At 67.4% G+C, this 24,958-nt stretch carries 22 protein-coding genes; 19 read left to right on the top strand and 3 right to left on the bottom strand.

The window, feature by feature from the left end; all coding sequences use genetic code 11:
* Positions 1-9: 9 nt before the first annotated feature.
* Positions 10-720, bottom strand: a complete 711-nt coding sequence (locus tag BMX57_RS15685; protein ID WP_092369202.1) for a copper homeostasis protein CutC — start codon at positions 718-720, stop codon at positions 10-12.
* The gene (locus BMX57_RS15680) at positions 720-1,631 is read right to left on the bottom strand and encodes an ROK family protein (protein WP_092369199.1); all 912 of its coding nucleotides are present in this window, start codon (positions 1,629-1,631) and stop codon (positions 720-722) included. The genes BMX57_RS15685 and BMX57_RS15680 overlap by 1 nt, the downstream gene beginning before the upstream one ends.
* 199 nt (positions 1,632-1,830) lie before the next feature.
* On the opposite strand from BMX57_RS15680, the gene BMX57_RS15675 reads away from it, so the two are divergent.
* The 6 genes from BMX57_RS15675 (at position 1,831) to BMX57_RS15650 (ending at position 7,736) form a co-directional block, all read left to right on the top strand.
* The gene (locus tag BMX57_RS15675) at positions 1,831-3,798 is read left to right on the top strand and encodes a cytochrome c3 family protein (RefSeq protein ID WP_308419744.1); all 1,968 of its coding nucleotides are present in this window, start codon (positions 1,831-1,833) and stop codon (positions 3,796-3,798) included.
* A 117-nt stretch (positions 3,799-3,915) separates the two neighbouring features.
* Positions 3,916-4,623, top strand: a complete 708-nt coding sequence (locus tag BMX57_RS15670) for an ABC transporter permease (RefSeq protein WP_092369193.1) — start codon at positions 3,916-3,918, stop codon at positions 4,621-4,623.
* Positions 4,616-5,380: an ABC transporter ATP-binding protein gene (locus BMX57_RS15665; protein ID WP_177175478.1), complete on the top strand. Its 765-nt coding sequence runs from the start codon at positions 4,616-4,618 to the stop codon at positions 5,378-5,380. The genes BMX57_RS15670 and BMX57_RS15665 overlap by 8 nt, the downstream gene beginning before the upstream one ends.
* A gap of 26 nt (positions 5,381-5,406) precedes the next feature.
* Positions 5,407-6,231: an ABC transporter substrate-binding protein gene (locus BMX57_RS15660; RefSeq protein ID WP_092369190.1), complete on the top strand. Its 825-nt coding sequence runs from the start codon at positions 5,407-5,409 to the stop codon at positions 6,229-6,231.
* Between the two features lie 54 nt (positions 6,232-6,285).
* Positions 6,286-7,167 (top strand): helix-turn-helix transcriptional regulator, encoded by an 882-nt coding sequence (locus BMX57_RS15655; RefSeq protein WP_092369333.1) that lies wholly within the window; start codon positions 6,286-6,288, stop codon positions 7,165-7,167.
* Between the two features lie 308 nt (positions 7,168-7,475).
* Entirely contained in the window at positions 7,476-7,736 is a 261-nt protein-coding gene (locus BMX57_RS15650; RefSeq protein WP_092369187.1) for a hypothetical protein, read from the top strand.
* A 41-nt stretch (positions 7,737-7,777) separates the two neighbouring features.
* Here the strand turns inward: BMX57_RS15650 and BMX57_RS15645 are convergent, their stop codons facing one another.
* Positions 7,778-8,443 (bottom strand): DUF1028 domain-containing protein, encoded by a 666-nt coding sequence (locus tag BMX57_RS15645; RefSeq protein ID WP_092369184.1) that lies wholly within the window; start codon positions 8,441-8,443, stop codon positions 7,778-7,780.
* 100 nt (positions 8,444-8,543) lie between these two features.
* Here BMX57_RS15645 and BMX57_RS15640 point away from each other — a divergent pair, with 100 nt between their 5' ends.
* From BMX57_RS15640 to BMX57_RS15580, 13 genes are all read left to right on the top strand, one after another.
* Entirely contained in the window at positions 8,544-10,124 is a 1,581-nt protein-coding gene (locus BMX57_RS15640) for an ABC transporter substrate-binding protein (RefSeq protein ID WP_092369181.1), read from the top strand.
* Positions 10,125-10,194: 70 nt separating this feature from the next.
* On the top strand, positions 10,195-11,142 hold the full coding sequence (locus tag BMX57_RS15635; protein ID WP_092369178.1) for an ABC transporter permease: 948 nt from the start codon (positions 10,195-10,197) through the stop codon (positions 11,140-11,142).
* Positions 11,139-13,004, top strand: a complete 1,866-nt coding sequence (locus tag BMX57_RS15630) for a dipeptide/oligopeptide/nickel ABC transporter permease/ATP-binding protein (RefSeq protein ID WP_092369175.1) — start codon at positions 11,139-11,141, stop codon at positions 13,002-13,004. Before BMX57_RS15635 ends, BMX57_RS15630 begins: the two co-directional genes overlap by 4 nt.
* On the top strand, positions 13,001-13,960 hold the full coding sequence (locus BMX57_RS15625; RefSeq protein ID WP_092369330.1) for an ABC transporter ATP-binding protein: 960 nt from the start codon (positions 13,001-13,003) through the stop codon (positions 13,958-13,960). The genes BMX57_RS15630 and BMX57_RS15625 overlap by 4 nt, the downstream gene beginning before the upstream one ends.
* Entirely contained in the window at positions 13,950-14,693 is a 744-nt protein-coding gene (locus BMX57_RS15620; RefSeq protein ID WP_229724264.1) for a FadR/GntR family transcriptional regulator, read from the top strand. The genes BMX57_RS15625 and BMX57_RS15620 overlap by 11 nt, the downstream gene beginning before the upstream one ends.
* 190 nt (positions 14,694-14,883) lie before the next feature.
* The gene (gene speA / locus BMX57_RS15615; RefSeq protein ID WP_092369170.1) at positions 14,884-16,773 is read left to right on the top strand and encodes a biosynthetic arginine decarboxylase; all 1,890 of its coding nucleotides are present in this window, start codon (positions 14,884-14,886) and stop codon (positions 16,771-16,773) included.
* 28 nt (positions 16,774-16,801) lie between these two features.
* Positions 16,802-18,013, top strand: coding sequence for a saccharopine dehydrogenase family protein (locus BMX57_RS15610; protein ID WP_092369167.1), 1,212 nt, complete (start codon positions 16,802-16,804; stop codon positions 18,011-18,013).
* Between the two features lie 100 nt (positions 18,014-18,113).
* Positions 18,114-19,283, top strand: coding sequence for a carboxynorspermidine decarboxylase (locus tag BMX57_RS15605; protein WP_092369164.1), 1,170 nt, complete (start codon positions 18,114-18,116; stop codon positions 19,281-19,283).
* Complete coding sequence (gene speB / locus BMX57_RS15600; protein ID WP_092369161.1) at positions 19,280-20,125, top strand: agmatinase; 846 nt, start codon at positions 19,280-19,282, stop codon at positions 20,123-20,125. The genes BMX57_RS15605 and speB overlap by 4 nt, the downstream gene beginning before the upstream one ends.
* A gap of 108 nt (positions 20,126-20,233) precedes the next feature.
* Positions 20,234-22,531: a bifunctional salicylyl-CoA 5-hydroxylase/oxidoreductase gene (locus tag BMX57_RS15595; RefSeq protein WP_092369158.1), complete on the top strand. Its 2,298-nt coding sequence runs from the start codon at positions 20,234-20,236 to the stop codon at positions 22,529-22,531.
* The gene (locus BMX57_RS15590; protein ID WP_092369155.1) at positions 22,528-23,016 is read left to right on the top strand and encodes a MarR family winged helix-turn-helix transcriptional regulator; all 489 of its coding nucleotides are present in this window, start codon (positions 22,528-22,530) and stop codon (positions 23,014-23,016) included. Before BMX57_RS15595 ends, BMX57_RS15590 begins: the two co-directional genes overlap by 4 nt.
* Complete coding sequence (locus BMX57_RS15585) at positions 23,000-23,800, top strand: enoyl-CoA hydratase family protein (RefSeq protein ID WP_092369152.1); 801 nt, start codon at positions 23,000-23,002, stop codon at positions 23,798-23,800. Before BMX57_RS15590 ends, BMX57_RS15585 begins: the two co-directional genes overlap by 17 nt.
* A complete protein-coding gene (locus BMX57_RS15580) occupies positions 23,800-24,957 on the top strand; it encodes an acyl-CoA dehydrogenase family protein (protein ID WP_092369149.1) in 1,158 nt (385 codons plus the stop codon). The genes BMX57_RS15585 and BMX57_RS15580 overlap by 1 nt, the downstream gene beginning before the upstream one ends.
* Position 24,958 lies beyond the last annotated feature (1 nt).

Here is a 24,958-nt window from a genome sequence, read left to right as displayed (position 1 = left end):
CCGCAGCCCTCACCCGCACGCCGCCTTGAGCGCGCGCACGCTCTCGACCTTGGGCGCGCGACGTATGTCCGGTGCAAAGCCCAACGCCAGAAGATCGCGGTTCTCCTCGGGCGCGGCGACCGCGGCCGAGGCGTGGATCTCGGTGGCCCCGGTCCGGGCCACGAGTTCCGCGACATTGCCCGGATCGACGCCCGCGCCCGGCATGACCGACAGACCCGGCGGCGCGGTCCGCACCAGACAGGCGATGTCGTCGATACCCTCCATCGCGGTTGCGGCACCGCCCGAGGTCAGGATCCGCCGGACACCCAGCGCCTGCGCCGGCCCCGGAATGCCCTGACGGTCCGGCAACAGGTCGACGACCCGGTGCAGAGTCACATCCAGGCCGCGCGCCGCGGCGCAAAGACGCTCGAGCGCGGGCCAGTCGAGCCCCGCGCCGGATCCCGCACCCAGCACCGCACCGGCCAGGCCCATCTGCCGAACCTGCGCGATTTCCGCCGCCATCCCGGCCAGTTCGGCAGCGGAATAGAGGAAGTCCCCGGCGCGCGGGCGCACCATCACGTGCACCGGCACCGGAACCTGCCGGGCCGCCTGCAGCAGGGACAGCGGCGGCGACAGGCCGCCCAGCACAAGCGCCGCGCACAGCTCGATCCGATCGGCGCCGCCCGCTACCGCGGCTTCCAGCCCCGCAACGCTGTCCACGCAGATCTCCAGCAATGCCATCAGACAGCCCCGCCCGAGGTCGCCGCCATCCGCTCGAACGCATGCGCCGCCGCGCCGATCACGCCGCTGTCGGGGCCGGTTTTGGCGAGCACCAGCGCCGGTGCGTGATCGGGGGTAAGGAGCCGGGCGCGCATTTCCCGAGACACCGCGTCGACCAGCGCGGGATCGCCGGACAGCCCGCCGCCCGCCACGATCACATCCGGCGCCACAAGGTTCACCGCACCCGCCAGCGCGCCGCCTGTCACATCGAGATAGAGATCCAGCGTTTCCACCGCCCCGGCCTCGCCCGCGTGCCAGGCGCCCAGAATGGCTCTGCTGTCGCTTCGACGGCCCGTCACCGTGCGATAGAGCAACTCCAGCCCCCGCGCGCCGCCGAACAGGTCCACGCATCCGGGTTGCCCGCATCCGCAGGGGAGGTGGGGCAAGGCCCGCCCGGTGCGCGTGGCCGCCGCCGGGCCGTGGCCCCATTCCCCCGCCGATCCGCCCGCCCCGTGACGCAGCCGGCCATCCAGCACGAGCGCGCCGCCGACCCCGGTGCCCAGGATGATCGCGAACACCGCACCATGACCGCGCCCCGCGCCGGTGCGGGCCTCGGCCAGGGCAAAGGCCTTGGCGTCGTTGATCAGGTGTACCGGCCTGCCCAGTCGCGCCGAAAGATCACCCGCCACGTCGCGGCCCTGCAGGCAGGGAATGTTCGCCGCCCGGACCCGGCCGGCCGCAGGCTCGACGATCCCCGCGACGGACAAGGCCGCCGCCGTCGCCGCCTGCGGCACGAGTCGCCGAACCGCGTCGAGAAAGGCGGGATAGTCCGTGGTCGGAGTCGCGACCCGGCCCAGCGGCCGCGGCGAAAGATCTTCGTCGACCAGCGCGGCCGCGATCTTGGAACCGCCGATGTCGAAGGCGCAGATCATCCGGGGTCTCTCCTGTCGGTTGGGGCGGGTCCATTGACGATCTATTGCCACATCCCGAATGCCCACCGCAAAGGAAAGACGGGGCCGCCCGGGTCACCTTGCATCGCAAAGCGATGCCGCACGATCCCGGCGCTTGCCCTTGGATCGGCACAATGCAATTGTTTCCATTCACGCCGCCGGCCGCTGCCAGAGGATGACGATGCGCCCCTTTCCCACCCTCCTGCTTGCCGGTCTGATGGCCTGGCTCATCACTCCGGCACTGGCGCAGGGGGCCGACGAGGATGACTATCTCGGCTCGCAGGCCTGTACCTTCTGCCATGCCGAGGCCGCCGAAGACTGGGCCGGCTCGCATCATGCCCTGGCCTGGACCGAGGCCACGTCCGAGAACATCCTCGGCGATTTCGACGACACCGAGTTCACACTTGACGGCATGACCGCGCGCTTTTCGCGCGGCGCCGACGGCGCGCATGTCGTGACCGTCACCGAACAGGACGGCCGGACCACACGCTATCCGGTGCACTCGGTCGCCGGGATCGCGCCGTTGCAGCAGTACCTGCTCGAGACCGAACCGGGACGGCTGCAGAGTTTCGACGTGGTCTGGAACACCGAGAATGGCGGCTGGTTCCACCTCTACCCGGATCAGGACCTGCCGCCCGATGACGGGTTGCACTGGACCGGCCCCTACAAGACGTGGAACGCGCGCTGCGCGGAATGTCACGCCACCGGGTTTGAAAAGAACCATGACCCGCAGACCGGGCTGTACCGATCCACCCAGGTCGAGATCGGTGTCGGCTGCGAGGCGTGCCACGGGCCGGGGCGCGCGCATGTCGACTGGGCCAATGTCGCTGGCACGACAACACCGCCGCCGAACTACGGCTTCGCCGTCGATTTCGGCGACACCGAGGCGGCGATCCAGCAATGTGCCACCTGCCATTCCCGGCGCGAGGCTCATCTCGACGGCAACCCGCTTCCGGGCACGCCCTTTCACGACGCCTACAACCTCGCGCTGCTGCGGCCGGGGCTCTACCAGGGCGACGGGCAGATCCAGGATGAGGTCTATGTCTACGGCTCGTTCCTGCAATCCAAGATGTATGCAAACGGCGTCGGCTGCGTGGATTGCCACACGCCGCACGACGCCGAGCCCGTCGCGCAGGGCAACACGGTCTGCACCCAGTGCCACAGCCCGGCCGCGAACCCGCGCTTTCCCGACCTGAAACCCGCAGTGTATGACGACCCGGCACACACGTTCCACCCGCCGGACAGCGAGGGCGGGCAATGCGTCAGCTGCCACATGGCCCAGCGGGTCTATATGGGCAATGACTGGCGGCGCGACCACTCGTTCCGCATCCCCCGCCCCGACCTGACCAACCGGACGGGCGCAAGCGACGCCTGCACGGATTGCCATCAGGACCGAACCGCCGAATGGGCCGCGGCCGAGATCGCCAAGCGCTTTCCGGACGGGTCGCAAACGCGGCCGCATTTTGGCCTGGCCCTTGCCGCCGGCCGCGACAACCCCGTTGGCGCCGCCAGTGACCTGGCCGACCTGGCCGGGGACACCGCGCAGCCCGGGATCGTGCGGGCCACGGCGCTGTGGCTGCTGGAGCAGTCCAACAGCCCCGCGACCGCCGCACGCCTGGCCCCGCTGCTCGCCGATCCCGACCCCGTCGTGCGTGCGGCCGCAATCGGGCTGCAGCGGCTTGCCCCGCCCGAGGATCGCGCCGGCCTGCTGGCCCCATTGCTGAGCGATACGGTGCGCACGGTACGCATGGCCGCGGCGCGCGGGCTGCTTCTGTCGCCCGAAACCCGGTTGCCGGAGACCGACCGCCCGGCCATGCAGGCCGGGCTTGCGGAGTGGCGCCAGGCCATGTCGAACCGGCTGGATTTCCCCGAGACCCACCTGCAGATGGCGGGCGTCGCGTTGACCCTGCGCAATTTTCCGGCCGCCGAGGGCGCGTTTCGCGATGTCGTGCGCCTGGACCCGCAGCAGGTCGATGCCTGGATGATGCTGGTGCGCCTCGCCGCCGCCCGGGGCGGCCCGCAGGCGGCCCGGCCGGTGGTCCGCGATGCGCTGGCTGCGAATCCCGATCACACGGTTCTGCAAGGCATGTGGCGCGAATTGACCGGCCAGACGGCACCCGGGACTGACCTCCTGCCGCCCTCCGACTGAGTTTCACCCCGTGATCCGATCGGATGTCTGCATCGGCGCGCGTCATCGCCCGCTTGCAATTGCATTCCATGCTTCTTAACCTGCCCAGATCGGAAATTTTGCACGATCGGGGAAATCTTGCAGGACTTCGGAGACGCAATCGGCCTCGCGCTGAACCTCGTCCTTTCCGGCGACGCCGATCTGTTCGAGATCGTGCTGCTGTCGCTGCGGGTGAGCCTGACCGCGACCGCCATCGCCTGTGTCTTGGGCCTGCCGCTTGGGGCGGTGCTGGCGGTGTCGCGATTCCGCGGCCGACAGGCGGCGCTGGTGCTGGTCAACGCGCTGATGGGGCTGCCGCCGGTGGTGGTGGGGCTGATCGTCTACCTGCACCTGTCGCGGGCCGGGCCGCTGGGGTTCCTCGGGCTGCTCTACACGCCCACGGCGATGATCATCGCCCAGTCGATCCTGATCACCCCGATTGTCGCCGCCCTTTCGCGCCAGGTGATCGAGGATCTGCATGGCGAGTATTCCGAACAGTTCCGATCCCTGGCCCTGTCGCGCAGGCAGGTGGTTCAGGCGCTGATCTGGGACGCGCGCTACTCCCTCGTCACGGTGGCCCTTGCCGGGTTCGGACGCGCCGTGGCCGAGGTCGGCGCGGTGATGATCGTCGGCGGCAACATCGACCACCTGACCCGGGTGATGACCACCGCCATCGCGCTTGAAACCTCCAAGGGCGACCTGCCGCTGGCGCTGGCGCTGGGGCTCGTTCTGATGGTCCTGGCGCTGGGCATCAACGCGGCGGCGCAAAGCGTCCGCCTCACGGCGGCGAGGTTCGCCTATGCCTGACACGCTCCTGCCCGTGATGCCACCCGCAGACCCGCCCGCCCCGGCGCGGTCGGCGCTGATGCCGCTGCGGGTGCGCGACCTGACGCTGCAGATGCGCGGGCAGCCGCTGCTGGACATCCCGGCGCTCGACCTCGACTGTGCGGGGACCACCGTCATCATGGGCGCGAACGGGGCGGGCAAGAGCCTGCTGCTGCGTCTGCTGCACGGCCTGATCGCGCCAAGTTCGGGTACGATTGCCTGGGGGGGCGCGGCGATGTCGCCCGCTATCGCGCGCCGTCAGGCGCTGGTGTTCCAGAAGCCGGTGCTGCTGCGCCGTTCGGTGGCCGCCAACCTGGATTTCGTTCTGCGGGCCCGCCGCGCCGGCACCGCCGAGGCGCGCGACGCGCTGCTGGCGCGTGTCGGCCTGACCCACAAGGCGAGCCAGCCCGCGCGCCTCCTCTCGGGCGGCGAGCAGCAACGGCTTGCCCTGGCACGCGCGCTGGCCACCCGGCCCGACATCCTGTTTCTCGACGAGCCCACGGCCAGCCTGGACCCCGCCGCGGTCCAGTCCTTCGAAGGCATCGTCTCGGACATTGCCGACGAAGGCACCAGTGTCATCTTCGTCACCCATGATGTCGGCCAGGCGCGGCGCATGGCACGAGAGGTCGTGTTCCTGCACCAGGGCCGTATCACGGAACACTCCGCCGCCCCCCGCTTCTTTGCCGCGCCGCAAAGCCGGGCGGCCCGGGCCTATCTGGCCGGGCAACTCCCCCTCTGATCCCGATTGCAATCCACGAGACCATCATGAAGACAGGTTCCTTCCTTGCCGCACTCGCCGTCGCGGCGACGCTTGCTACCGATGTCCCTGCGCAAGAGACCACAATCATCGTGCAATCCACGACATCGACGGCAAATTCCGGCCTCTACGATCACCTGCTACCGATCTTCGAGCGTGACAGCGGCATCACCGTGAACGTCGTCGCGGTGGGCACGGGGCAGGCGATCCGAAATGCCGCGAATTGCGATGGCGACGTCCTGCTTGTGCATGCCAAACCTGCCGAGGAGGAATTCGTTGCGTCCGGCGGCGGCGTCTCGCGCACGGACCTCATGTATAACGACTTCGTCATTGTCGGCCCGCCCTCGGACCCGGCGGGCATCGGCGGGCTGACCGATGTTCATGCCGCTCTGCGCGGGATCGCGGAGTCCGAAGCGCTTTTCGCCTCGCGCGGCGACGATTCCGGCACCCACAAGAAGGAGATGTCCCTCTGGAACGCGGCCGGCGTCGATCCTGCCGAGGCCTCGGGCGCGTGGTACCGCGAAACCGGGTCGGGCATGGGGGCCACGCTCAACGCCGGGATCGGCATGGGCGCCTATGTGATGACCGACCGCGCGACCTGGATCAGCTTCGGCAACAAGCAGGACCATGTGATCCAGGTCCAGGGCGACGAGCAGATGTTCAACCAGTATGGCGTCATACCGGTCAGCCCCGAGGCCTGCCCGCAGGTCGAGGCCGAGGCCGGGCAGCGCTTCGTCGACTGGCTCGTGTCCGAGGCCGGTCAGGCGGCTATCGGTGCGTATCGCGTCGGGGGCCAGCAACTGTTCTTTCCCAATGCGCCCGAGCCGAACTGAGGCCCATATGCGCGGGTCTTGCCGCCCCTTCCTGCCTGCCGCATCATGCCGGCCATGACCAACGCACCGACCCGCCCGGAATTCCTGACCGTGCCCGAGCTGGCAGAGCTGCTGCGGATCAAGGAGCGCAAGGTCTATGACCTCGCCGCCTCGGGGCAGGTGCCGTGTTCCCGGGCCACCGGCAAGCTGCTGTTCCCCGAGGCCGAGATCCGCGCCTGGATCGACGGCAGCCGCTCGGGTCCGGCCGGGCAAACGCGGCGGCCGGCCGTCTTTCTCGGCAGCCATGATCCGCTTCTGGACTGGGCCCTGCGCAATTCGCGCTCGGGCTTCGCCACGATCTTCGACTCCAGCCTGGACGGGCTGGCACGGTTCGTCGCCGGAGAAGGTGCGGCAGCCGGCCTTCACATCCACGAGGACGGCGATGAATGGAACCTGGCCCGGGTCGAGGCCGAAGCCGTGGATCAGGACGCAGTGCTGATCCATTGGGCGAAACGGCGGCGCGGCCTGGTGATGCGCCGGGAGTTGGCGGCACAGGTCCAGGGTATCGGCGACCTGCGCGGGCACAGCTTTGCCCCGCGCCAGCCCGAGGCGGGCTCGGAAATCCTGTTCCGCCACCTTCTGGCCCGGTCGAGCCTTGTCGAGGCCGACCTGGACTGCATCGCCCCGTGCCGCAGCGAACAGGACGCGGTTCTGGCCGTGGCCCGGAGCGACGCCGACGCCGCCTTCGGGCTTCAGGCGCTGGCCGCGCCTTACGGGCTCGGCTTCGTTCCGGTGATCGAGGAATCCTTCGACATCCTGGCCGACCGCCGGGCCTGGTTCGACCCGCCGATGCAATCGCTGATGGCATTCGCGCGGACCGCCGATTTTCGCGACCAGGCCGAGAAGCTCTCGGGCTACGATGTGAGCGCGCTGGGTGCCGTCAAATGGAATAGGTGATTCTACCCCGAAAGGGCGGGAATCCGCCGACCGGGACAGCGCCGGAATGCAAGTTACCGGCGAACTTTGTCGCCGCGAACTGAACAGAGGCACACCTCAAATCACATTGATCCTGTGATGGAAACGACGAGGGATACAATTTTACCTCGCCCTAGTTTTTGTTTTCAAAAGACAAATCGTCCCCAAATGGGGACTCCCACGCGGCAACTCGCATTTTAGGGGAACAGTGTGACATGGTTCCCACTCAATCCCCACGTGTATGTGTTAATGTCTCGTTCATTCTAATGCTGCTCGACCGGGGATGTACGATGACGGGAAACAAGTTTGGTGCGGACGACAAACCGCAGTTTCCACATATTCAGCCTGAATTGCTGGACAGATTGAACCAGACCGCCGATCTGTTGGCCAAGCCGCATGCCAAACGCCGGTCGGCGCCGCGCTGCGCGGTCACGGCCGAGGACTCCCCGCCCATCCCGACAGTCGCCCGGCGCGGTTTGCCGCAGGGGCTGGTGGCGAAGATGGGGCCTGTGGCCGGTCTCAAGGCCTGGGGCGGCCTGCGGCGCGCCTGACGCCGGCGGGCCCTGGCACGGCGCCGCTCCCGAGAAAGAAATCAATCTAGGAATCGCTCCGGCGCCGCGAGCGTCGGCACCTGTGCCGTCCAATCCGCATAATCGCCGCTGGTCGCCAGGCCGTGCAGCTCCTCCAGCGCGCCGATCGGGTCGCCCCGATGGTGGTCGATCCGCAAGGTCAGCGGGGCGCGCGTCGGATGCAGGACCAGAAGGGCCGCCGAGAGCAGCCCGCGGCTGTCCCCGCCCGCGCGTTCGGCGGCGCGCAACGCGCCCAGCAACCGCTTGGCAAAAGGGTCCGGGCCGGGTTGGATCGCCGCCTGCATGGCATCCAGCACAGTCTCGCCCGTCAGCATGTTGCCGCTCACGACACTGCCGTCGAAACAGCGGCTGCCCATCTCCGGCGTGTTGGACCGACCGGTGAAGGCCGCGCCCTGACCGGCCGCGCCGAGGGCGGCCAACTGGCGCCAGTCGCGCCCGGCATCCGCCTGGGTGACGCGCGCGACCGCTGTCGCCGCATCGACCCCCGCGCGCATCAGGACAAGCACGTCCTCGCCCCAAAGGGTCGATGGTGCCGCGCCCTGGCTGGCCGAAAGCCCGACCCGCGCATCGCCGCGCAGGACCCACCCGCCAACGCACAGGCTGCCGGTGGCGGCCGCGCCGCCGAACGCGCCGGTCTCGGGATCCCTGGCAAGAATCGAAAAGGTCATGGGCCGCCTTCTTTGCAGGTATTGCCGATTTATCATGAAAAATTGACCGAAGCAAATTATCATGATAATTGGAGGCACGCTGCCAACAGGGAGAACTCATATGACATTCAAGAGCTGGACCCGCCGCGGTCTGCTGGCCGCCACGTCGGGCGCGCTGCTGGCATTCACGGCCCTGCCCATGCCCGCCGCCGCCCAGACACCGCCCGGCGTTCTGATCGTCGGCCAGATCGCCGAGCCCAAGTCGCTGGACCCCGCGGCGGTGACGGCGGTCAACGATTTCCGCATTCTGGTCAACGTCTACGAGGGGCTGACCCGCTACAAGTCCGGCACGCTGGAGGTCGAGCCGGGCCTGGCCACGAGCTGGGAGATCAGCGAGGACGGCACCGAATATACCTTCACCCTGCGCGAGGGCGTGACCTTTCACGACGGCACGCCCTTCAACGCCGAGGCGGTGAAGTTCAACTTCGACCGGATGCTGGATGAATCGCACCCCTATCACGACACCGGCCCGTTCCCGCTGGCCTTCTTCTTCGGCGCGGTGGAACAGACCGAGGCGGTCGATGACCTGACGGTGAAGTTCACGCTGAACGCGCCCTACGCGCCGTTCCTGTCCAACCTCGCCTATCCCACCGGGTTGATGGTCTCGCCCGCCGCGGTCGAGGCGCATGGCGCCGATTTCGGGCGCAACCCGTCCGGCACCGGCCCGTTCAAGTTCGTCGAATGGCGCTCGAACGAGGCGGTGGTGATCGAGCGCAACGCCGACTACTGGGGCGAGCCCGCCGGCACCGAGGCGGTGGTCTTCCGCCCGATCACCGACGCCAATACCCGCGTGGCCGAGATGCTGGCCGGGGGCATCGACCTGATGGTCGAGGTGCCGCCGACCTCGCTGAGCCAGTTCGAGGGCGACGCCTATACCGTGCACGAACAGGCCGGCCCGCATGTGTGGTTCCTGATCCTGAACGCCAAGGAAGGCCCCTTCGCCGACAAGCGCGTGCGCCAGGCCGCGAATTACGCGATCAACAAGGAAGCGATCGTGAACGACGTTCTGGAAGGCACCGCCACTGTGGCCGCCGGCCCGACCCCGCCCGCCTTTGCCTGGGCCTATAACGACGAGCTGGATCCCTATCCATACGATCCTGAAAAGGCCAAGGCGCTGATCGCCGAGGCCGGGGCCGAGGGCGCCGAGCTGACCTTCTACGTCACTGAGGGCGGCTCGGGGATGCTGGACCCGGTGCCGATGGGTACCGCGATCCAGGCTGACCTGGAGGCGGTGGGCTTCGACGTCAAGATCGAGACCTATGAGTGGAACACCTTCCTGGGCGAGGTGAATCCCGGTCTCGAGGGCAAGGCCGACATGGCCGAGATGGCGTGGATGACCAACGACCCCGACACGCTGCCTTATCTGGCGCTGCGGTCCGAGGCCTGGCCCGACAAGGGCGGGTTCAACTCGGGCTATTACGCCAACGAGAAGGTGGACGAGCTGCTCGAGGCGGCCCGCACCGCCACCGACCAGGACGAGCGTGCACGGCTCTATCGCGAGATGCAGGCCATCGTGCAGGAAGAAGCGCCCTGGGTCTTTGTCGCCAACTGGAAGCAGAACGCGGTGACGAATGAGCGGGTCGAAAGCTTCGGATTGGAGCCGTCCTTCCTGCTGCATCTCCAGAGCGTCGTGAAGAACTGACGCATCTGCCCGGGGCCGTCACGGCCCCGGGACATTCCGAAAGGTCCATCGCGGCGCAAAGGCGGGCACAATGGGCAGCTATATCCTGAAACGTCTGGTCTCGGCGATCCCGGTGCTTCTGGGCATCACCGTCATCGTGTTCGGCATCATGTCGCTGATCCCCGGCGACCCGGCCACCGCCATCCTGGGCGCCTATGCGACACCGGACAACGTGGAAAAGCTGAACCGAGACCTGGGCTTGGACAAGCCGGCGATGCAGCGGTACTTCATCTGGCTGGGCAACATGATCCAGGGCGATTTCGGGCGCTCCTATTCGCTCAACCGCCCGGTGCTGGACGAGGTGCTGGAACGCTTCAACGCCACTCTGATCCTCGCCGGCACCAGCTTCGTGCTCTGTGCCGTGCTCGGCATCCTGGCCGGTGTGGTCTCGGCGGCTCGGCAATATGGCTGGGCCGACAAGCTCATTACCTTCACCGTGCTGATCGGCATCTCGGTGCCGGCCTTCTTCCTCGGCATGATGATGATCCTGCTGTTTGCGGTGAACCTGCGCTGGTTGCCGGTCTCGGGGATGTACGCGATCTATGGCGGCGGCGATCTGCCCGACCTGCTGAACCACCTGATCATGCCCGCGCTGGCGCTGTCTGCAGTGGCCACCGGCGTCGTTGCGCGGCTGTCGCGCAGCGCCATGCTCGAGGTGCTGCGGCAGGACTATATCCGCACCGCCCGCGCCAAGGGCGTGCCCGAGCGCCGCGTCATCATGGGCCATGCCCTGCGCGCGGCGATGGTTTCGATCATCCCGGTCCTCGGCATCCAGGCCGGGTTCGTGCTGTCCGGCGCGGTCTATATCGAGATCGTGTTCCAGTGGCCCGGCGTGGGCCGGATGCTGGTCGACGCGATCCTCAAGCGCGACCTGTTGCTGGTGCAGGGCGGGGTCGTCTTCGTCGCCGCCTGCTACGTGATGTTCAATATCGCGGTCGACGTGGCGCAAAGCCTGCTGGACCCGAGGATCAAGACATGACGCAGTTCCTGAAACTGCTGTTCCGCAACCGGCTGGCGGGCTTCGGCGCGGTGGTCCTTTCGGTCATCCTGCTGCTCGTGCTGTTGACGCCGATCCTGCCGCTGCAGAACCCCGACACGACCGCCACCGCCGACCGGTTCCTCAAACCCTTTACGCCCGGCCACCCGCTGGGCACCGACCATCTGGGCCGCGACCTGCTCAGCCGCCTTCTGTGGGGCACTCGCCTGTCTCTGGCCGTGGGCATCTCGGCGGCGCTGATTGCCGCCACCATCGGCTCGGCCATCGGCATCGTCGCGGGCTATTTCGGCGGGCGCACCGACAACGTGATCATGCGCGGCGTCGACATGCTGATGGCTTTTCCCTACATCCTGCTGGCGCTGGCCATCGTCGCCGCACTGGGACCGGGGCTGATGAACGCGCTGATCGCCGTGGCCGCGGTCAACGTGCCGTTCTTCGCCAGAAACATCCGCGGCGTCACGGTCAGCCTGGCGGGGCGCGAGTTCATCGACGCCGCGCGTCTGGCCGGCATGGGACACGCGCGCATCATCCTGACCGAGCTTCTGCCCAACGTCCTGCCGGTTATCGTCATCGCCATGTCCACCACGGTGGGCTGGATGATCCTGGAAACCGCCGGTCTCAGCTTCCTGGGCCTCGGCTCGCAGCCGCCGCAGGCCGATCTGGGCTCGATGCTGGGTGAGGCACGCTCGGCGCTGATCACGCATCCGCATACATCGGTGGTGCCGGGGCTGATGATCTTCCTCATCGTGATGTCCATCAACCTGCTGGGCGACGGGGTGCGCGATGCGCTCGACCCGCGCCTGCGCTCCGGCGCGCTCAGCCGTCCTCGCGCCACCACGCTGGTCGAGCGGCAGGGCGAGATCCCGCCCGCCTCCGACGACCTGCTGGCGATCCAGGATCTGCACACGCAGTTCCATGTGGGCAAGCGCATCTACCGCGCGGTGGGCGGTGTCAGCCTTGCGGTGAAACCCGGCGAATGCCTCGGCGTGATCGGCGAGAGCGGGTCGGGCAAGTCGGTCACCGCGCTGTCGGTCATGGGCCTTGTCGCCTCACCCCCCGGCGTGATCACTGGCGGCGCGGTGCGGTTCCAGGGCGAGGATCTGGTCGGCGCCCCCTACGAGACCCTGCGGCAGAAGCGCGGCGACCGGGTGGCGTATATCTTCCAGGATCCGCTCAGCACGCTGCACCCGCTTTACCGCGTGGGCGAGCAGCTGGCCGAGGCCATCCAGTCGCACCACAAGATCTCCAGCAAGGATGCCCGCACCCGCGCCATCGCACTCCTCAAGGACGTGCGCATCCCCAACGCCGAAAGCCGCATCGACAATTACCCGCACGAGATGTCGGGCGGGATGCGGCAGCGGGTCGGCATCGCCATGGCGCTGGCCAACGAGCCGGACGTGATCATCGCCGACGAGCCGACAACGGCGCTGGACGTCACGGTTCAGGCGCAGATCCTGTCGCTGCTCGACGATTTGCGCCGCGACCGCGGGCTGGCGATTGTCTTCATCACCCACGATTTCGGCGTGGTGGCGCAGCTCTGCGACCGGGTGGCGGTGATGTATGCCGGCCGTATCGTCGAAGAGGGGCCGACAGGCGCCGTTCTGGACGCGCCGGCGCATCCCTATACCAAGCGCCTGATTGCCTGTGTGCCGGAACTGGGCGGCGGGCGGCGCGAATTGGCCGCCATCCCGGGCCTGCCGCCAGTGGTGGACGACCTGCCGCCCGGCTGCGCCTTTGCCCCACGCTGCGACAAGGCGCGGGACGACTGCCGCGCGGGCGACATCCCGCTCGACGGCACCGCACCACGCGCCGTGCGCTGCCTCTATGCCGAGGAGGCCGTCTGATGCCCGCCCTCAAGGTCGAGAACCTGGCCAAGACCTTTCCGCTCAAGAAGCCGCTCTTCGGCGCGGCGCGCGACGGCGTGCGCGCGGTGCGGCCCATGAGCTTCGAGGTGGCCGAGGGCGAAACCCTCGGCGTGGTGGGCGAATCCGGCTGCGGCAAGTCCACCCTGGCGCGGATGCTGGTCGGGCTGCTGGAGCCCAGCGAGGGCCATATCGAGATCGCCGGCAAGGCCCTGGACAATGCCGACCCGGCCGCCTTCGGAAAGCTGATCCAGTATGTTTTCCAGGATCCGAACAGCAGCCTGAACCCGCGCAAGTCCATCCGCCAGATCATCGAGGCACCGCTGAAACGGCTCTACCGGATGAACCGGGCCGAACGCGCCGCGCGGATCAGCGAAGTCTTCGCCAGCGTCAACCTGCGCGACGAGTTCCTTGACCGATATCCGCACGAGTTCTCCGGCGGGCAAGCGCAGCGCATCGGCATCGCCCGCGCGCTGGCCGCCAACCCCCGCATCATCGTGCTGGACGAGCCGGTCTCGGCGCTGGATGTCTCGGTGCAGGCACAGGTACTGAACCTGCTGGCCGATCTGCGCGCGCAATTCGGTCTGACATACCTGTTCATCACCCATGACCTTGCCGTGGTCGAGGCCGTGAGCGACCGAATCGTGGTGCTCTATTTCGGCGCGGTGGTCGAGCTGGGCCGCGCCGAGAGGATCTTTGCCGCCCCGCGCCACCCCTATACCAGCCTGCTTGCCCAGAGCGCGCCGGTCGTCGGGCGCGCATTGACCGCACCGGAGCAGAAGGATAGTGAGCTACCCGATCCGCTGAACCCGCCGCCGGGCTGCGCCTTTGCGGGTCGTTGCCCCCGCGCCACCGACCTCTGCCGCGCCACCGACCCGCCGCTGGAACAAATGGGAGAGGATCAGTTTGCCGCCTGCCACCACCCCCTTGAAGACTGAACCCAGGCTCAGCCGCCCGGTGCAGGTCGCCGAGGCGATCAAGGACTGGGTCGTCGAGCAGGGCCTGCGCGCGGGGGACCGGCTGCCGGGCGAGGCGGACCTGATCGCGCGCTTCGGCATGGCCAAGGGCACCATCCGCGAGGCGATGCGCATCCTCGAGGCGCAGGGCCTGATCAAGACCCGCACCGGCCCCGGCGGCGGCAGCTTCGTGCACGAGGTCAGCCGCCAGCGGGCCAAGGCGCTTCTGGGCAACTACTTCTATTTCCGCAGCCTGACGATCGACGACATCTATCAGCTGCGTCTGCTGCTGGAACCCGAGATGGCGGCGTCGCTGGCGGGGCAGTTGCCCGACGAGGTTCTGGACCGGCTCGCGGCCATCGTGGACGGCTATGCCGAACCCGCCCGCTCGCCGGACGAGGAGCGTGAGCAGCATATCGCCTCGCTGGGGTTCCACGCGCTTCTGGCCGAAAAGGCGTCCAACCCGCTGCTCGGGTTCATCATCGACTTCATGGTCAACCTGCTGTCCGACCTGACCGTGTATCGCAAGCTCTACGCCCCGCCGAACCTTGAGCTGTGGGAGCGCGGCCGCGACCACCAGCAGCGCCTGATCGAGGCGCTGCGCGACGGCAAGCCCGAGGCGGCGCGCGGGATCATGGCCGCCCATATGGAAACCGCGTGGTCGCTGATGCGCGGGCAGGAGGCCGAGATGCTGCGCCGCTTCATCTCGGAATAGGCGCGGCCGGCGGATTTCCCGGCGCCGGGGTTGCGCAGCGGCGCGGCACTCGGCAGTCTGTGCGCACCATGACCACGGATATGTCCCAGGCGCCACGCGATTCCATGCAACGACCGCCTGGCCCCCACGCCTCCCGCGGCGGCCGCGCGGGACCATCCCACACCCAGACCAAAGACGCGGACGGACGGATTTGAAACAGATGACCGAAGCACCCCATGCCGTCTACGGCGTGGAAAAATGGGGCCGAAACCTGATCGTCGTCACCGAGGAGGGAGAGATCGGGCTGAACAACCCGCTGGCCCCCGAGGCCGCGCCGATCAGCCTGCCCGGCATCCTGCACGACCTGGAGCAGCGCGACATCCGCCCGCCGATGATCGTGCGCGTCAGCTCCTATCTCGAGAGCGAGATCGACCATATCAACGAGAGCTTTGCCGCAGCGATCCGGCGCACCGGCTACCAGGGCACCTATCGCGGCGTCTTTCCGATCAAGGTCAACCAGCAGGCGCAGGTGGTCGACCGGATCGTCGAGTTCGGGCAGAAATACCACTACGGGCTCGAGGCCGGTTCCAAACCCGAACTGGTGATCGCCCTGGCCCACCGCCTGTCGCGCGAGGCGCTGATCGTCTGCAACGGGGTCAAGGACGCCGAATTCATCCGGCTGGCGATCCTGTCACGGCGCCTGGGCTTCAACACGGTGATCGTGCTGGAAAGCCCGAAAGAGGCCGAGACGGTGATCGAGGTGCACCGCGAACTGGGGCTGGAGCCGCTCCTGGGCGTGCGCGTGAAGCTGACCAACATGATCACCGGAAAATGGGAGGAAAGCTCGGGCGACCGCTCGACCTTCGGCATGAACACAGATCAGCTGGTTTCGGTGATCGACCGGCTGCGCGATGCCGGGCTGCTGCATTGCCTCACCCTGCAGCATTCGCACCTGGGCAGCCAGGTTCCCGACGTGAACGACGTGCGCCGCGCGGTGGGCGAGGCCTGCCGCTATTTCACCGAGCTGACCCGCGAGGGCGCGCCGCTCACCCATCTCGACCTCGGCGGCGGGCTGGGGGTGGACTATACCGGCGAGAAACGCGCCACCGAGAATTCGATCAACTACACGGTCGAGGAATACTCCGCCAATATCGTCGAAACCGTGGCCTATGCGCTGGACGAGGCCGGGATCGACCATCCCACGATCGTCACCGAGAGCGGCCGCGCGGTGGTGGCGACCTCCTCGATGCTGATCTTCAACGTGCTGGAAAGCACGCTCTACGACGCGCCCGACGCGCCCGAGATCCGGCCCGACGACCATCACCTGGTCTCGGACCTTGCCGCGGTGGGCGGATACCTCAGCGCCGACCGGCTGCAGGAATGCTGGAACGACGCCAGTTTCTACCGCAACGAGCTGCGCGCGCTGTTCCGGCGCGGCTATGTCGACCTGCGCCAGATGGCCCGGGCCGAGCGCATCTACCTGTCGCTGATGGCCCGGATCAAGGCGCTGGTCGAGGAACAGGAGGGCGGCACGGACGTTTCCGACCAGATGGAGAAACTGGCCGATATCTACCACTGCAACTTCTCGCTGTTCCAGTCGCTGCCCGATGTCTGGGCCATCGACCAGCTGCATCCGATCGTGCCGCTGCAGATGCTGGACCGGGCGCCGGATCGCCGCGCGGTCCTCAGCGACATCACCTGCGACAGCGACGGCAAGGTCGACCGCTTCATCCTGGCCGACGGCGCCTCGCCCTCGCTGCCCGTCCACTCGCTGCCCGACGAGGGGCATTACTACATGGGCGTGTTCTTCGTCGGCGCCTACCAGGAGACGCTGGGCGATCTGCACAACCTCTTCGGCGACACCAACGTGGTCACCATCGACCTCAAGCCCGATGGCGGGTTCGAGCTGCTGCACGAGCAGGAGGGCGATACCATCAGCGAGGTGCTGGCCTATGTCGAATACGACCCCGCCGACTGCGTGGCCGCCTTCCGCAAGATGGTGGACGAGGCCATTGCGACAGGCACGCTCAAGGCCGGCGACCGCCGGACGCTGATGAGCGCCTATCGCGACAGCATCAACGGCTATACCTACTACGAATGACCCCGCATCCCCGAAAGGAGGCTTTCAAATGGGCAAGACACTGGTGATCGGCGCGGGCGGCGTGTCCCACGCCGCCGTGCACAAGATGGCGATGAATTCCGAGATCTTCACCGAGATCACGCTGGCCAGCCGCACCAAGGCCAAATGCGACGCCATCGCGAAATCGGTCAAGGAGCGCGTGGGCGTGGACATCGCCACCGCGCAGATCGACGCGATGGATGTGGACGCCACCGCGCAGCTGATCCGCGACACCGGCGCCGAGATCCTGGTGAACCTCGCCCTGCCCTACCAGGACCTGAAGCTGATGGATGCCTGCCTCGAGGCCGGGTGCCATTACATCGACACCGCCAACTACGAACCCGAGGACGTGGCCAAGTTCGAATATCACTGGCAATGGGCCTATCGCGACAAGTTCAGGGAGGCCGGGCTGACCGCCATCCTCGGCTCGGGTTTCGATCCCGGCGTCACTTCGGTTTTCGCCACCTGGCTCAAGAAGCACAAGCTCGATACCATCCGCCAGATCGACGTGCTGGATGCCAATGGCGGCAGCAACGACCAGGAATTCGCCACCAATTTCAACCCCGAGATCAACCTGCGCGAAGTGCTGGCCGACGCCCGCCACTGGGAGAACGGCGAATGGCAGGTCACGCCCGCCATGACCCACAAGGTCGAGTTCGATTTCCCCGCCATCGGGCCCAAGAATATGTACCTGATGTATCATGAGGAACTGGAATCGCTCTCCATCCACTTCCCCGAGATCGAGCGCGCCCGCTTCTGGATGACCTTCGGGGACGCCTATATCACCCATGCCAAGGTGCTGGAGAATGTCGGCATGACCCGGATCGACCCGGTGATGCACAACGGGGTCGAGATCATCCCGATCCAGTTCCTGAAAACCCTGCTGCCCGACCCCGGAGATCTGGGCCAGGAGACCAAGGGCAAGGCCTGCATCGGCGACATCGCCACCGGCCAGGCCAAGGACGGCACGGGCGAAAAGACCTACTACATCTACAACATCTGCGATCACGAAGAATGCTACCGCGAGGTCGGATCGCAGGCCGTCAGCTACACCACCGGCGTCCCAGCGATGATCGGCGCGGCGCAGGTGCTCAAGGGCAATTGGCGCGACCCCGGCGTGTGGAACATGGAACAGCTCGATCCCGACGACTTCATGGACATGCTGAACAATCACGGCCTGCCGTGGCAGGTCCACGAGCTCGACGGTCCCGTGACGTTCTGACTGTCCGGCGGGGCCACGTCCCGCCTTCATCTTTTTGAAAGTACTCCGGGGGTCCGGGGGCAGCGCCCCCGGCGCTCTCCACCAAGCGGAGGCGCCGCCAATGGCAGACATGATGACCACCCAGGCCGGCGACGCGGGCGCCTTTCGCCGGTTCGACCTCGCCCGCGTGCCAAGTCCGTGCTTCGTCGTCGACGAGATCGCCGTCGAGCGGAACCTGGCCATCCTGTCCGATATCGGCACCCGCTCGGGCGCGCATGTGCTGGCCGCGCTCAAGGCGTTTTCCATGTTCGCGCTGGCCCCACTGGTCCGGCGACATCTTGGCGGCACCTGCGCCAGCGGGCTTTTCGAGGCGCGGCTGGGGCGCGAGGAATATGGCGGCGAGGTCGCAACCTTCTGCGCCGGATACAAGGCCTGCGAGATCGACGAGATCATCGCCCTGTCCGACCACATGATCTTCAACAGCCCGGCCCAGCTTGCCCGGTTCGGCCCCCGCGCCCGCGCGGCGGGGAAACAGGTCGGTCTCAGGATCAACCCCGAGCACTCCGAGGGCGAGGTACCCAAATACGACCCCTGCGCGCCCTGCTCCCGCCTCGGCACTCCGGTCAGCCAGCTGACACCCGAGATGCTGGCGCAGGTCGACGGGCTGCACATGCACACGCTCTGCGAACAGGGATTCGCGCCTTTGGCCCGCACATGGGCTGCGGTAGAACCCCGGCTCGCCCCCCATCTGCCCGGCCTGAATTGGCTCAATTTCGGCGGCGGCCACCACATCACCCGCGCCGATTACGACCGCGACGCGCTGGCAGGCTTCATCAGGGATATCCGCGAGACACACGGTGTCGACGTCTATCTCGAGCCCGGCGAGGCGGTGGCGCTCGACGCCGGCATCCTGGTGGGCGAGGTCCTCGATCTGCCCACCAACGGCATGGACCTTGCGATCACCGACATCTCCGCCACCTGCCACATGCCCGACGTGATCGAGGCGCCCTATCGTCCCGCGCTGCTGGACGAGGCCGATACGGGACACACTTATCGCCTCGGCGGCCCGTCCTGCCTCGCCGGCGACGTGATCGGCGACTACACTTGGCGCGCGCCGCTGCAGATCGGCCAGCGCTTCGCCTTTCTCGACCAGGCGCATTACTCGATGGTCAAGACCAACACGTTCAACGGCGTCCCCCTGCCTGCCATCGCCCTGTGGAACAGCGACACCGACGCGCTGCGGATCGTACGCGAATTCGGTTATGACGATTTCAAGGAGCGGCTCTCATGAGCGTCTTTCTCGACAGCGAACTCACCGACGACGAGCGCCGGGACAGCGGCCGTTTCCGGGTGATCCCGGTGCCGCTGGAGCGCACCGTGTCCTACGGCTCGGGCACCGCGAAAGGACCGGCCGCCATCATCGAGGCCAGCAACGAGCTGGAGCGTATCGTTGCGGGGTCCGAGCCCTGCGCCTCCGGCATCTTCACCGAACCGCCGCTCGACTGCACCGGCCCCCTGCCCGAAGTCATGGAGCGCCTTGCCACCCGCACCGAGGCCGCCACCCGCGCCGGCCGCATTCCCGTGACGCTCGGCGGGGAACACTCGCTCAGCTACGGCGCGGTCGCCGGTGTCGCCCGCGCCCTGGACCGGCCCATCGGCATCGTGCAGATCGACGCCCATGCCGATCTGCGGGTTGCCTATCAGGGCGAGAAGCACAGCCATGCCTCGGTCATGCATCTGCTGGCCGAGGACGGGATCAGACTGGCCCAGTTCGGCGTGCGGGCGCTCTGCGCGCAGGAGGTGGAAAGCCGCAAGGCCAATGGTGTCTTCTTCCGCGATGCCGAGGAGCTTGTGACCGAAAACACCCTCGCCGCCGATCTGCCCGGCGATTTTCCCGAGCTGGTCTATGTCAGTTTCGATGTGGACGGTCTGGACCCGTCCCAGATGCCGGCGACCGGCACGCCGGTTCCCGGCGGTCTGGGCTACTACCAGGCCCTGCGGCTGGTGGAACACGCGTTGAGGGGCCGGCGCTGCGTCGGTTTCGACGTGGTCGAACTGGCACCCGACGGCAATCCGGCCTGGGACTTCACCGCCGCGCAGATCACCTATCGGCTGATGGCCGCCTGCCTCTGACTGGCAAGGCGGCCTAAGACCGCAATTTTTTTGGAGTTTTACTTTAGGTTTGAAATTTTCATACTTATACATTATCCTGACCCCGCATCGCAGGGAAGGGAGGCATCCATGCGTGTCGCATGTCTGGGAGGAGGCCCCGCAGGGCTGTACTTCGCCATTTCGATGAAGCTGCTGGATCCCGACCACGAGGTCGTGGTGATCGAACGGAACCGCGCCAGCGACACGTTCGGCTGGGGTGTGGTGCTGTCTGACGACGCGCTCTCGAACCTGGAAGTCAACGACCCCATCAGCGCGCAGGCGATCCGCGACCACTTCGCCTATTGGGACGATATCGCCGTTGTGCATGACGGTGTGCGCACGGTCTCGGGCGGTCATGGATTCGCCGGGATCGGACGCCGGCAGATGCTGGTCCTGTTGCAGGACCGTGCCCGCGAGCTGGGTGTGGACCTGCGTTTCGAGACCGAGTTCGAGAGTGCCGAAAGCCTGCGCCGCGACTATGACCTCGTTGTGGCCTGCGACGGCATCAACTCGCGCGTGCGCCAGGAATATGCCGATCACTTCAAGCCCGAAATAGACACCCGCGCCTGCAAGTTCATCTGGCTGGGAACGCACCAGAAATTCGACGACGCCTTCACCTTCATCTTCGAGAAGACCGAACATGGCTGGATCTGGGCGCATGTCTACCAGTTCGACGACACCACCGCGACCTTTCTGATCGAATGCGCGCAGGACACCTGGGACCGGTTCGGCTTTGCCGAGATGAGCAAGGAAGAGATCATCGCGACCTGCGAGGCGGTCTTTGCCGATCACCTGGGCGGGCACAGCCTGATGTCGAACGCCGCCCATCTGCGCGGCTCGGCGGTGTGGATGAACTTCCCCCGCGTACTGTGCGAAACCTGGCATCATCAGAATGTCGTGCTCCTGGGCGATGCCTCGGCCACCGCGCATTTCTCGATCGGCTCGGGCACGCGGCTGGCCTTCGACAGCGCCATTGCGCTGGCCGACTACCTGCATTCGGAACCGACGATGGAAGCGGCCTTCGAACGCTATCAGGCCGAACGCCGGCTCGAGGTGCTGCGTCTGCAATCGGCGGCGCGCAACTCGCTGGAATGGTTCGAGGACGTCGAACGCTATCTCGACATGGACCCGGTGCAGTTCACCTATTCCCTGCTGACCCGCTCGCAGCGGATCAGCCACGAGAACCTGCGCCTGCGCGACCCCGAATGGCTGGAAAGCGCCGAGAAATGGTTCCAGACCCAGGCGGGCGCACCCGACAACGCCCCCACCCGCGCGCCCATGTTCGCGCCGTTCCGCCTGCGCGGGATGGAGTTGATGAACCGCGTCGTGGTCTCGCCCATGGCGCAATACAAGGCGGTGGACGGCTGCCCGACCGACTGGCACCTGATCCACTATGGCGAGCGCGCCAAGGGTGGCGCCGGGCTGGTCTATACCGAGATGACCTGCGTTTCGCCCGAGGGGCGGATCACGCCGGGCTGCCCCGGCCTCTACGCGCCGGCGCATGAGGCCGCGTGGCGGCGGCTGGTCGATTTCGTGCATGGCGAAACGCAGGCCAAGATCTGCTGCCAGATCGGCCATTCCGGCCGCAAGGGCTCGACCAATATCGGCTGGGAGGGGATGGACATACCGCTGGCCTCGGGCAACTGGGATCTGGTCTCGGCCTCTCCGGTCCCGTGGTCGGATGCCAACGCCACCCCGCGCGAGATGACGCGGGACGACATGGACGCAATCCGCGATCAGTTCGTGGCCGCCGCCGAGATGGCGCAGCGCGCGGGTTTCGACATGATCGAGTTGCACGCTGCGCACGGCTACCTGCTGTCGTCCTTCCTGTCGCCGGTCTCGAACATCCGCACCGACAGCTATGGCGGCAGCCTGGAAAACCGCCTGCGCTATCCGCTGGAGGTCTTCGCCGCCATGCGCGCCGTCTGGCCCGAGGACAAACCGATGTCGGTGCGCATCTCGGCCAACGACTGGGTGGGCGATCACGGGGTCACGCCCGACGAGGCGGTCGCCATCGCCCGCGCCTTTGCCGATGCCGGGGCCGACCTGATCGACGTGTCCGCCGGGCAGACGACACCCGAGGCGAAACCGGTCTATGGCCGGATGTTCCAGACGCCGTTTTCCGACCGCATCCGCAACGAGGCCGGGCTTTGCACCATGGCCGTCGGCAATATCTTTGAGCCCGATCACGTCAACTCGATCCTGATGGCGGGCCGCGCCGACCTGGTGGCGCTGGCACGGCCCCACCTGGCCGATCCCTACTGGACGCTGCACGCGGGTGCGGCCATCGGTGACAGGCTGGCCGACTGGCCGCTGCCCTATCTCGCCGGGCGCGATCAGGCCTGGCGGTTGGCCGACCGCGAGGCCGAGGCGGAGATCCGGGTATGAGCGGCGCGGCCGACACCCGCCCTGACCCCGAGCCGATGTCGAAGGCGCGGCTGCGGCTGTGGCTGAAGCTGCTCAAGGCCAGCAAATTGATCGAGGAGGAGATCCGGCGGCGCCTGCGGATCCAGCATGGCTCCACCCTGCCCCGCTTCGACGTGATGTCGGCGCTGGCCCGGGCGCCCGAGGGGCTGAAGATGAGCGAGATCTCCAGGCGTCTGCGGGTGTCAAACGGCAATATAACCGGCATCGTCGACAAGCTGGCCAACGAGGGGCTGGCCCTGCGTGTCGCCGTGCCGGGCGACCGCCGCGCCAATCGCGTGCGCCTGACCCCGCGCGGGCAACAGGTCTTTGCCGAGCAGGCCGCGGCGCATGAGGGCTGGATCGACGGCATCCTCGGCGGGCTGGACGCCGACGATATCGACGGCATGATCCACCGTCTCGACCATTTGACCGACACTCTGGAGGCCACAGATGCGCAGCGACACTGACCATTTCCGATGCCACATCGCGGGCGGGATCGCGACCATCGCGCTGGACCGGCCCGAGCGCAAGAACCCGCTGACCTTCGACAGCTACGCGGAACTGCGCGACTGGTTCCGCGACCTGCATTACGACGACGATGTGCGCGCCGTGGTGATCGCGCCCAATGGCGGCAATTTCAGCTCGGGCGGGGATGTGCACGAGATCATCGGCCCGCTCACCGACATGAGCATGAAGGAACTGATGCGCTTCACCCGCATGACCGGCGACCTGGTCAAGGCGATGATCGGCTGCGGCAAGCCGATCATCGCCGCCGTCGACGGGGTCTGCGCCGGGGCGGGTGCGATCCTGGCCATGGCCTCCGACATGCGCATCGCCACGCCCGAGGCGAAAACCGCGTTCCTGTTCACCCGCGTCGGGCTGGCGGGCTGCGACATGGGCGCCTGCGCGATCCTGCCGCGGATCATCGGCCAGTCGCGGGCGGCGGAGCTGCTCTATACCGGCCGGTCGATGAGAGCGCAGGAAGGGGCCGACTGGGGATTCTACAGCCGCCTGCTGCCCGCCGACGAACTGGAAGGCGCCGCGCAGGACATGGCCCGGCGCATCGCCGAGGGGCCGGGATTTGCTCATATGATGACCAAGACGATGCTGGCGCAGGAATGGTCGATGTCGCTGGAGCAGGCCATCGAGGCCGAGGCGCAGGCGCAGGCGATCTGCATGCAGGGGCAGGATTTCCACCGCGCCTATCATGCCTTCGTCGCCAAGCAGAAACCGGTTTTCGAGGGCGACTGATGGCGGATCGCAGCTTTCTCGACTGGCCGTTCCTCGAACCCCGCCACAAGGCGCTGGCCGATGAGGTCGAGGCTTGGGCGCAGACCGCCCTGCCCGGTCTCGACCACGCGAATACGGATGCCGCCTGCCACCGGCTGGTGGCCGATCTGGGTGCCGCAGGGCTGTTGCGCCATACCGCCAGCGAGGACGGCACGCCGCTGGATCTGCGGGCGCTGTGCCTGATCCGCGAGACGCTGGCGCGCCATGACGGGCTGGCCGATTTCGCCTTTGCCATGCAAGGGCTGGGAACTGGGGCGCTCTCGCTGTTCGGAACGCCCGCGCAAAAGGCCGAATGGCTGCCGCGCACCCGCGCCGGTCAGGCGATCTCGGCCTTTGCGCTGACCGAACCGGCGTCGGGCTCGGACGTGGCCAATTCCACCATGACCGCAAGACGGGATGGCGACGACTACATCCTGAACGGCGAAAAGACCTGGATCTCCAATGGCGGCATCGCCGATCTCTACACGCTGTTCGCGCGCACCGGCGAGGCGCCGGGAGCCAAGGGGCTGTCGTCCTTTGTCGTGCCCGCCGGTCTGCCTGGTTTCGAGATCGCCGAGCGGCTCAACACCATCGCGCCGCACCCGTTGGCGACCCTGCGCTTCACCGATTGCCGCATTCCCGCCGACGCGCTGATCGGCGAGCCTGGCGCGGGGTTCCGCATCGCCATGACCGTGCTTGACCAGTTCCGCGCCACCGTCGCCGCCGCCGCGCTGGGCTTTGCCCGCCGCGCGCTGGACGAGGCGCTGGCGCGGGTCACAACGCGCCATGTGCAGGGCGCGCCGCTTGCCGATTTGCAGATGGTGCAGGGGCATATCGCCGACATGGCGCTCGATGTCGACGCCGCCGCGCTGCTGGTCTATCGCGCCGCCTGGACCCGTGACACCGGCGCTCCGCGCGTCACCCGCGAGGCGGCGATGGCAAAGCTGTTCGCCACCGAGCAGGCGCAGAAGGTGATCGACCGGGCGGTGCAGCTGCATGGCGGCGACGGCGTGCGCTCGGGCGAGACCGTCGAACGGCTCTACCGCGAGATCCGCGCGCTCAGGATCTACGAGGGCGCCTCGGACGTGCAGCGGGTGGTCATCGCCCGCCAGACGCTGACCGCCTTTCAGGGAGGATAGG

Source organism: Cribrihabitans marinus, assembly GCF_900109035.1.
Classification (GTDB): Bacteria; Pseudomonadota; Alphaproteobacteria; order Rhodobacterales; family Rhodobacteraceae; genus Cribrihabitans; species Cribrihabitans marinus.
This window is presented reverse-complemented; position numbering and strand designations above follow the sequence as displayed.

Excerpts from the sequence above, each read along its gene's own strand:
- BMX57_RS15685 (WP_092369202.1), bottom strand. The coding sequence starts at position 720 with ATGGCATTGCTGGAGATCTGCGTGGACAGCGTTGCGGGGCTGGAAGCC.
- BMX57_RS15675 (WP_308419744.1), top strand. The coding sequence starts at position 1,831 with ATGCGCCCCTTTCCCACCCTCCTGCTTGCCGGTCTGATGGCCTGGCTC.
- BMX57_RS15590 (WP_092369155.1), top strand. The coding sequence starts at position 22,528 with ATGAGCGGCGCGGCCGACACCCGCCCTGACCCCGAGCCGATGTCGAAG.
- BMX57_RS15610 (WP_092369167.1), top strand. The coding sequence starts at position 16,802 with ATGGGCAAGACACTGGTGATCGGCGCGGGCGGCGTGTCCCACGCCGCC.
- BMX57_RS15605 (WP_092369164.1), top strand. The coding sequence starts at position 18,114 with ATGGCAGACATGATGACCACCCAGGCCGGCGACGCGGGCGCCTTTCGC.
- BMX57_RS15680 (WP_092369199.1), bottom strand. The coding sequence starts at position 1,631 with ATGATCTGCGCCTTCGACATCGGCGGTTCCAAGATCGCGGCCGCGCTG.
- BMX57_RS15655 (WP_092369333.1), top strand. The coding sequence starts at position 6,286 with ATGACCAACGCACCGACCCGCCCGGAATTCCTGACCGTGCCCGAGCTG.
- BMX57_RS15635 (WP_092369178.1), top strand. The coding sequence starts at position 10,195 with ATGGGCAGCTATATCCTGAAACGTCTGGTCTCGGCGATCCCGGTGCTT.
- speB (WP_092369161.1), top strand. The coding sequence starts at position 19,280 with ATGAGCGTCTTTCTCGACAGCGAACTCACCGACGACGAGCGCCGGGAC.
- BMX57_RS15580 (WP_092369149.1), top strand. The coding sequence starts at position 23,800 with ATGGCGGATCGCAGCTTTCTCGACTGGCCGTTCCTCGAACCCCGCCAC.
- BMX57_RS15645 (WP_092369184.1), bottom strand. The coding sequence starts at position 8,443 with ATGACCTTTTCGATTCTTGCCAGGGATCCCGAGACCGGCGCGTTCGGC.
- BMX57_RS15665 (WP_177175478.1), top strand. The coding sequence starts at position 4,616 with ATGCCTGACACGCTCCTGCCCGTGATGCCACCCGCAGACCCGCCCGCC.
- BMX57_RS15630 (WP_092369175.1), top strand. The coding sequence starts at position 11,139 with ATGACGCAGTTCCTGAAACTGCTGTTCCGCAACCGGCTGGCGGGCTTC.
- BMX57_RS15640 (WP_092369181.1), top strand. The coding sequence starts at position 8,544 with ATGACATTCAAGAGCTGGACCCGCCGCGGTCTGCTGGCCGCCACGTCG.
- BMX57_RS15660 (WP_092369190.1), top strand. The coding sequence starts at position 5,407 with ATGAAGACAGGTTCCTTCCTTGCCGCACTCGCCGTCGCGGCGACGCTT.
- BMX57_RS15585 (WP_092369152.1), top strand. The coding sequence starts at position 23,000 with ATGCGCAGCGACACTGACCATTTCCGATGCCACATCGCGGGCGGGATC.
- BMX57_RS15595 (WP_092369158.1), top strand. The coding sequence starts at position 20,234 with ATGCGTGTCGCATGTCTGGGAGGAGGCCCCGCAGGGCTGTACTTCGCC.
- BMX57_RS15650 (WP_092369187.1), top strand. The coding sequence starts at position 7,476 with ATGACGGGAAACAAGTTTGGTGCGGACGACAAACCGCAGTTTCCACAT.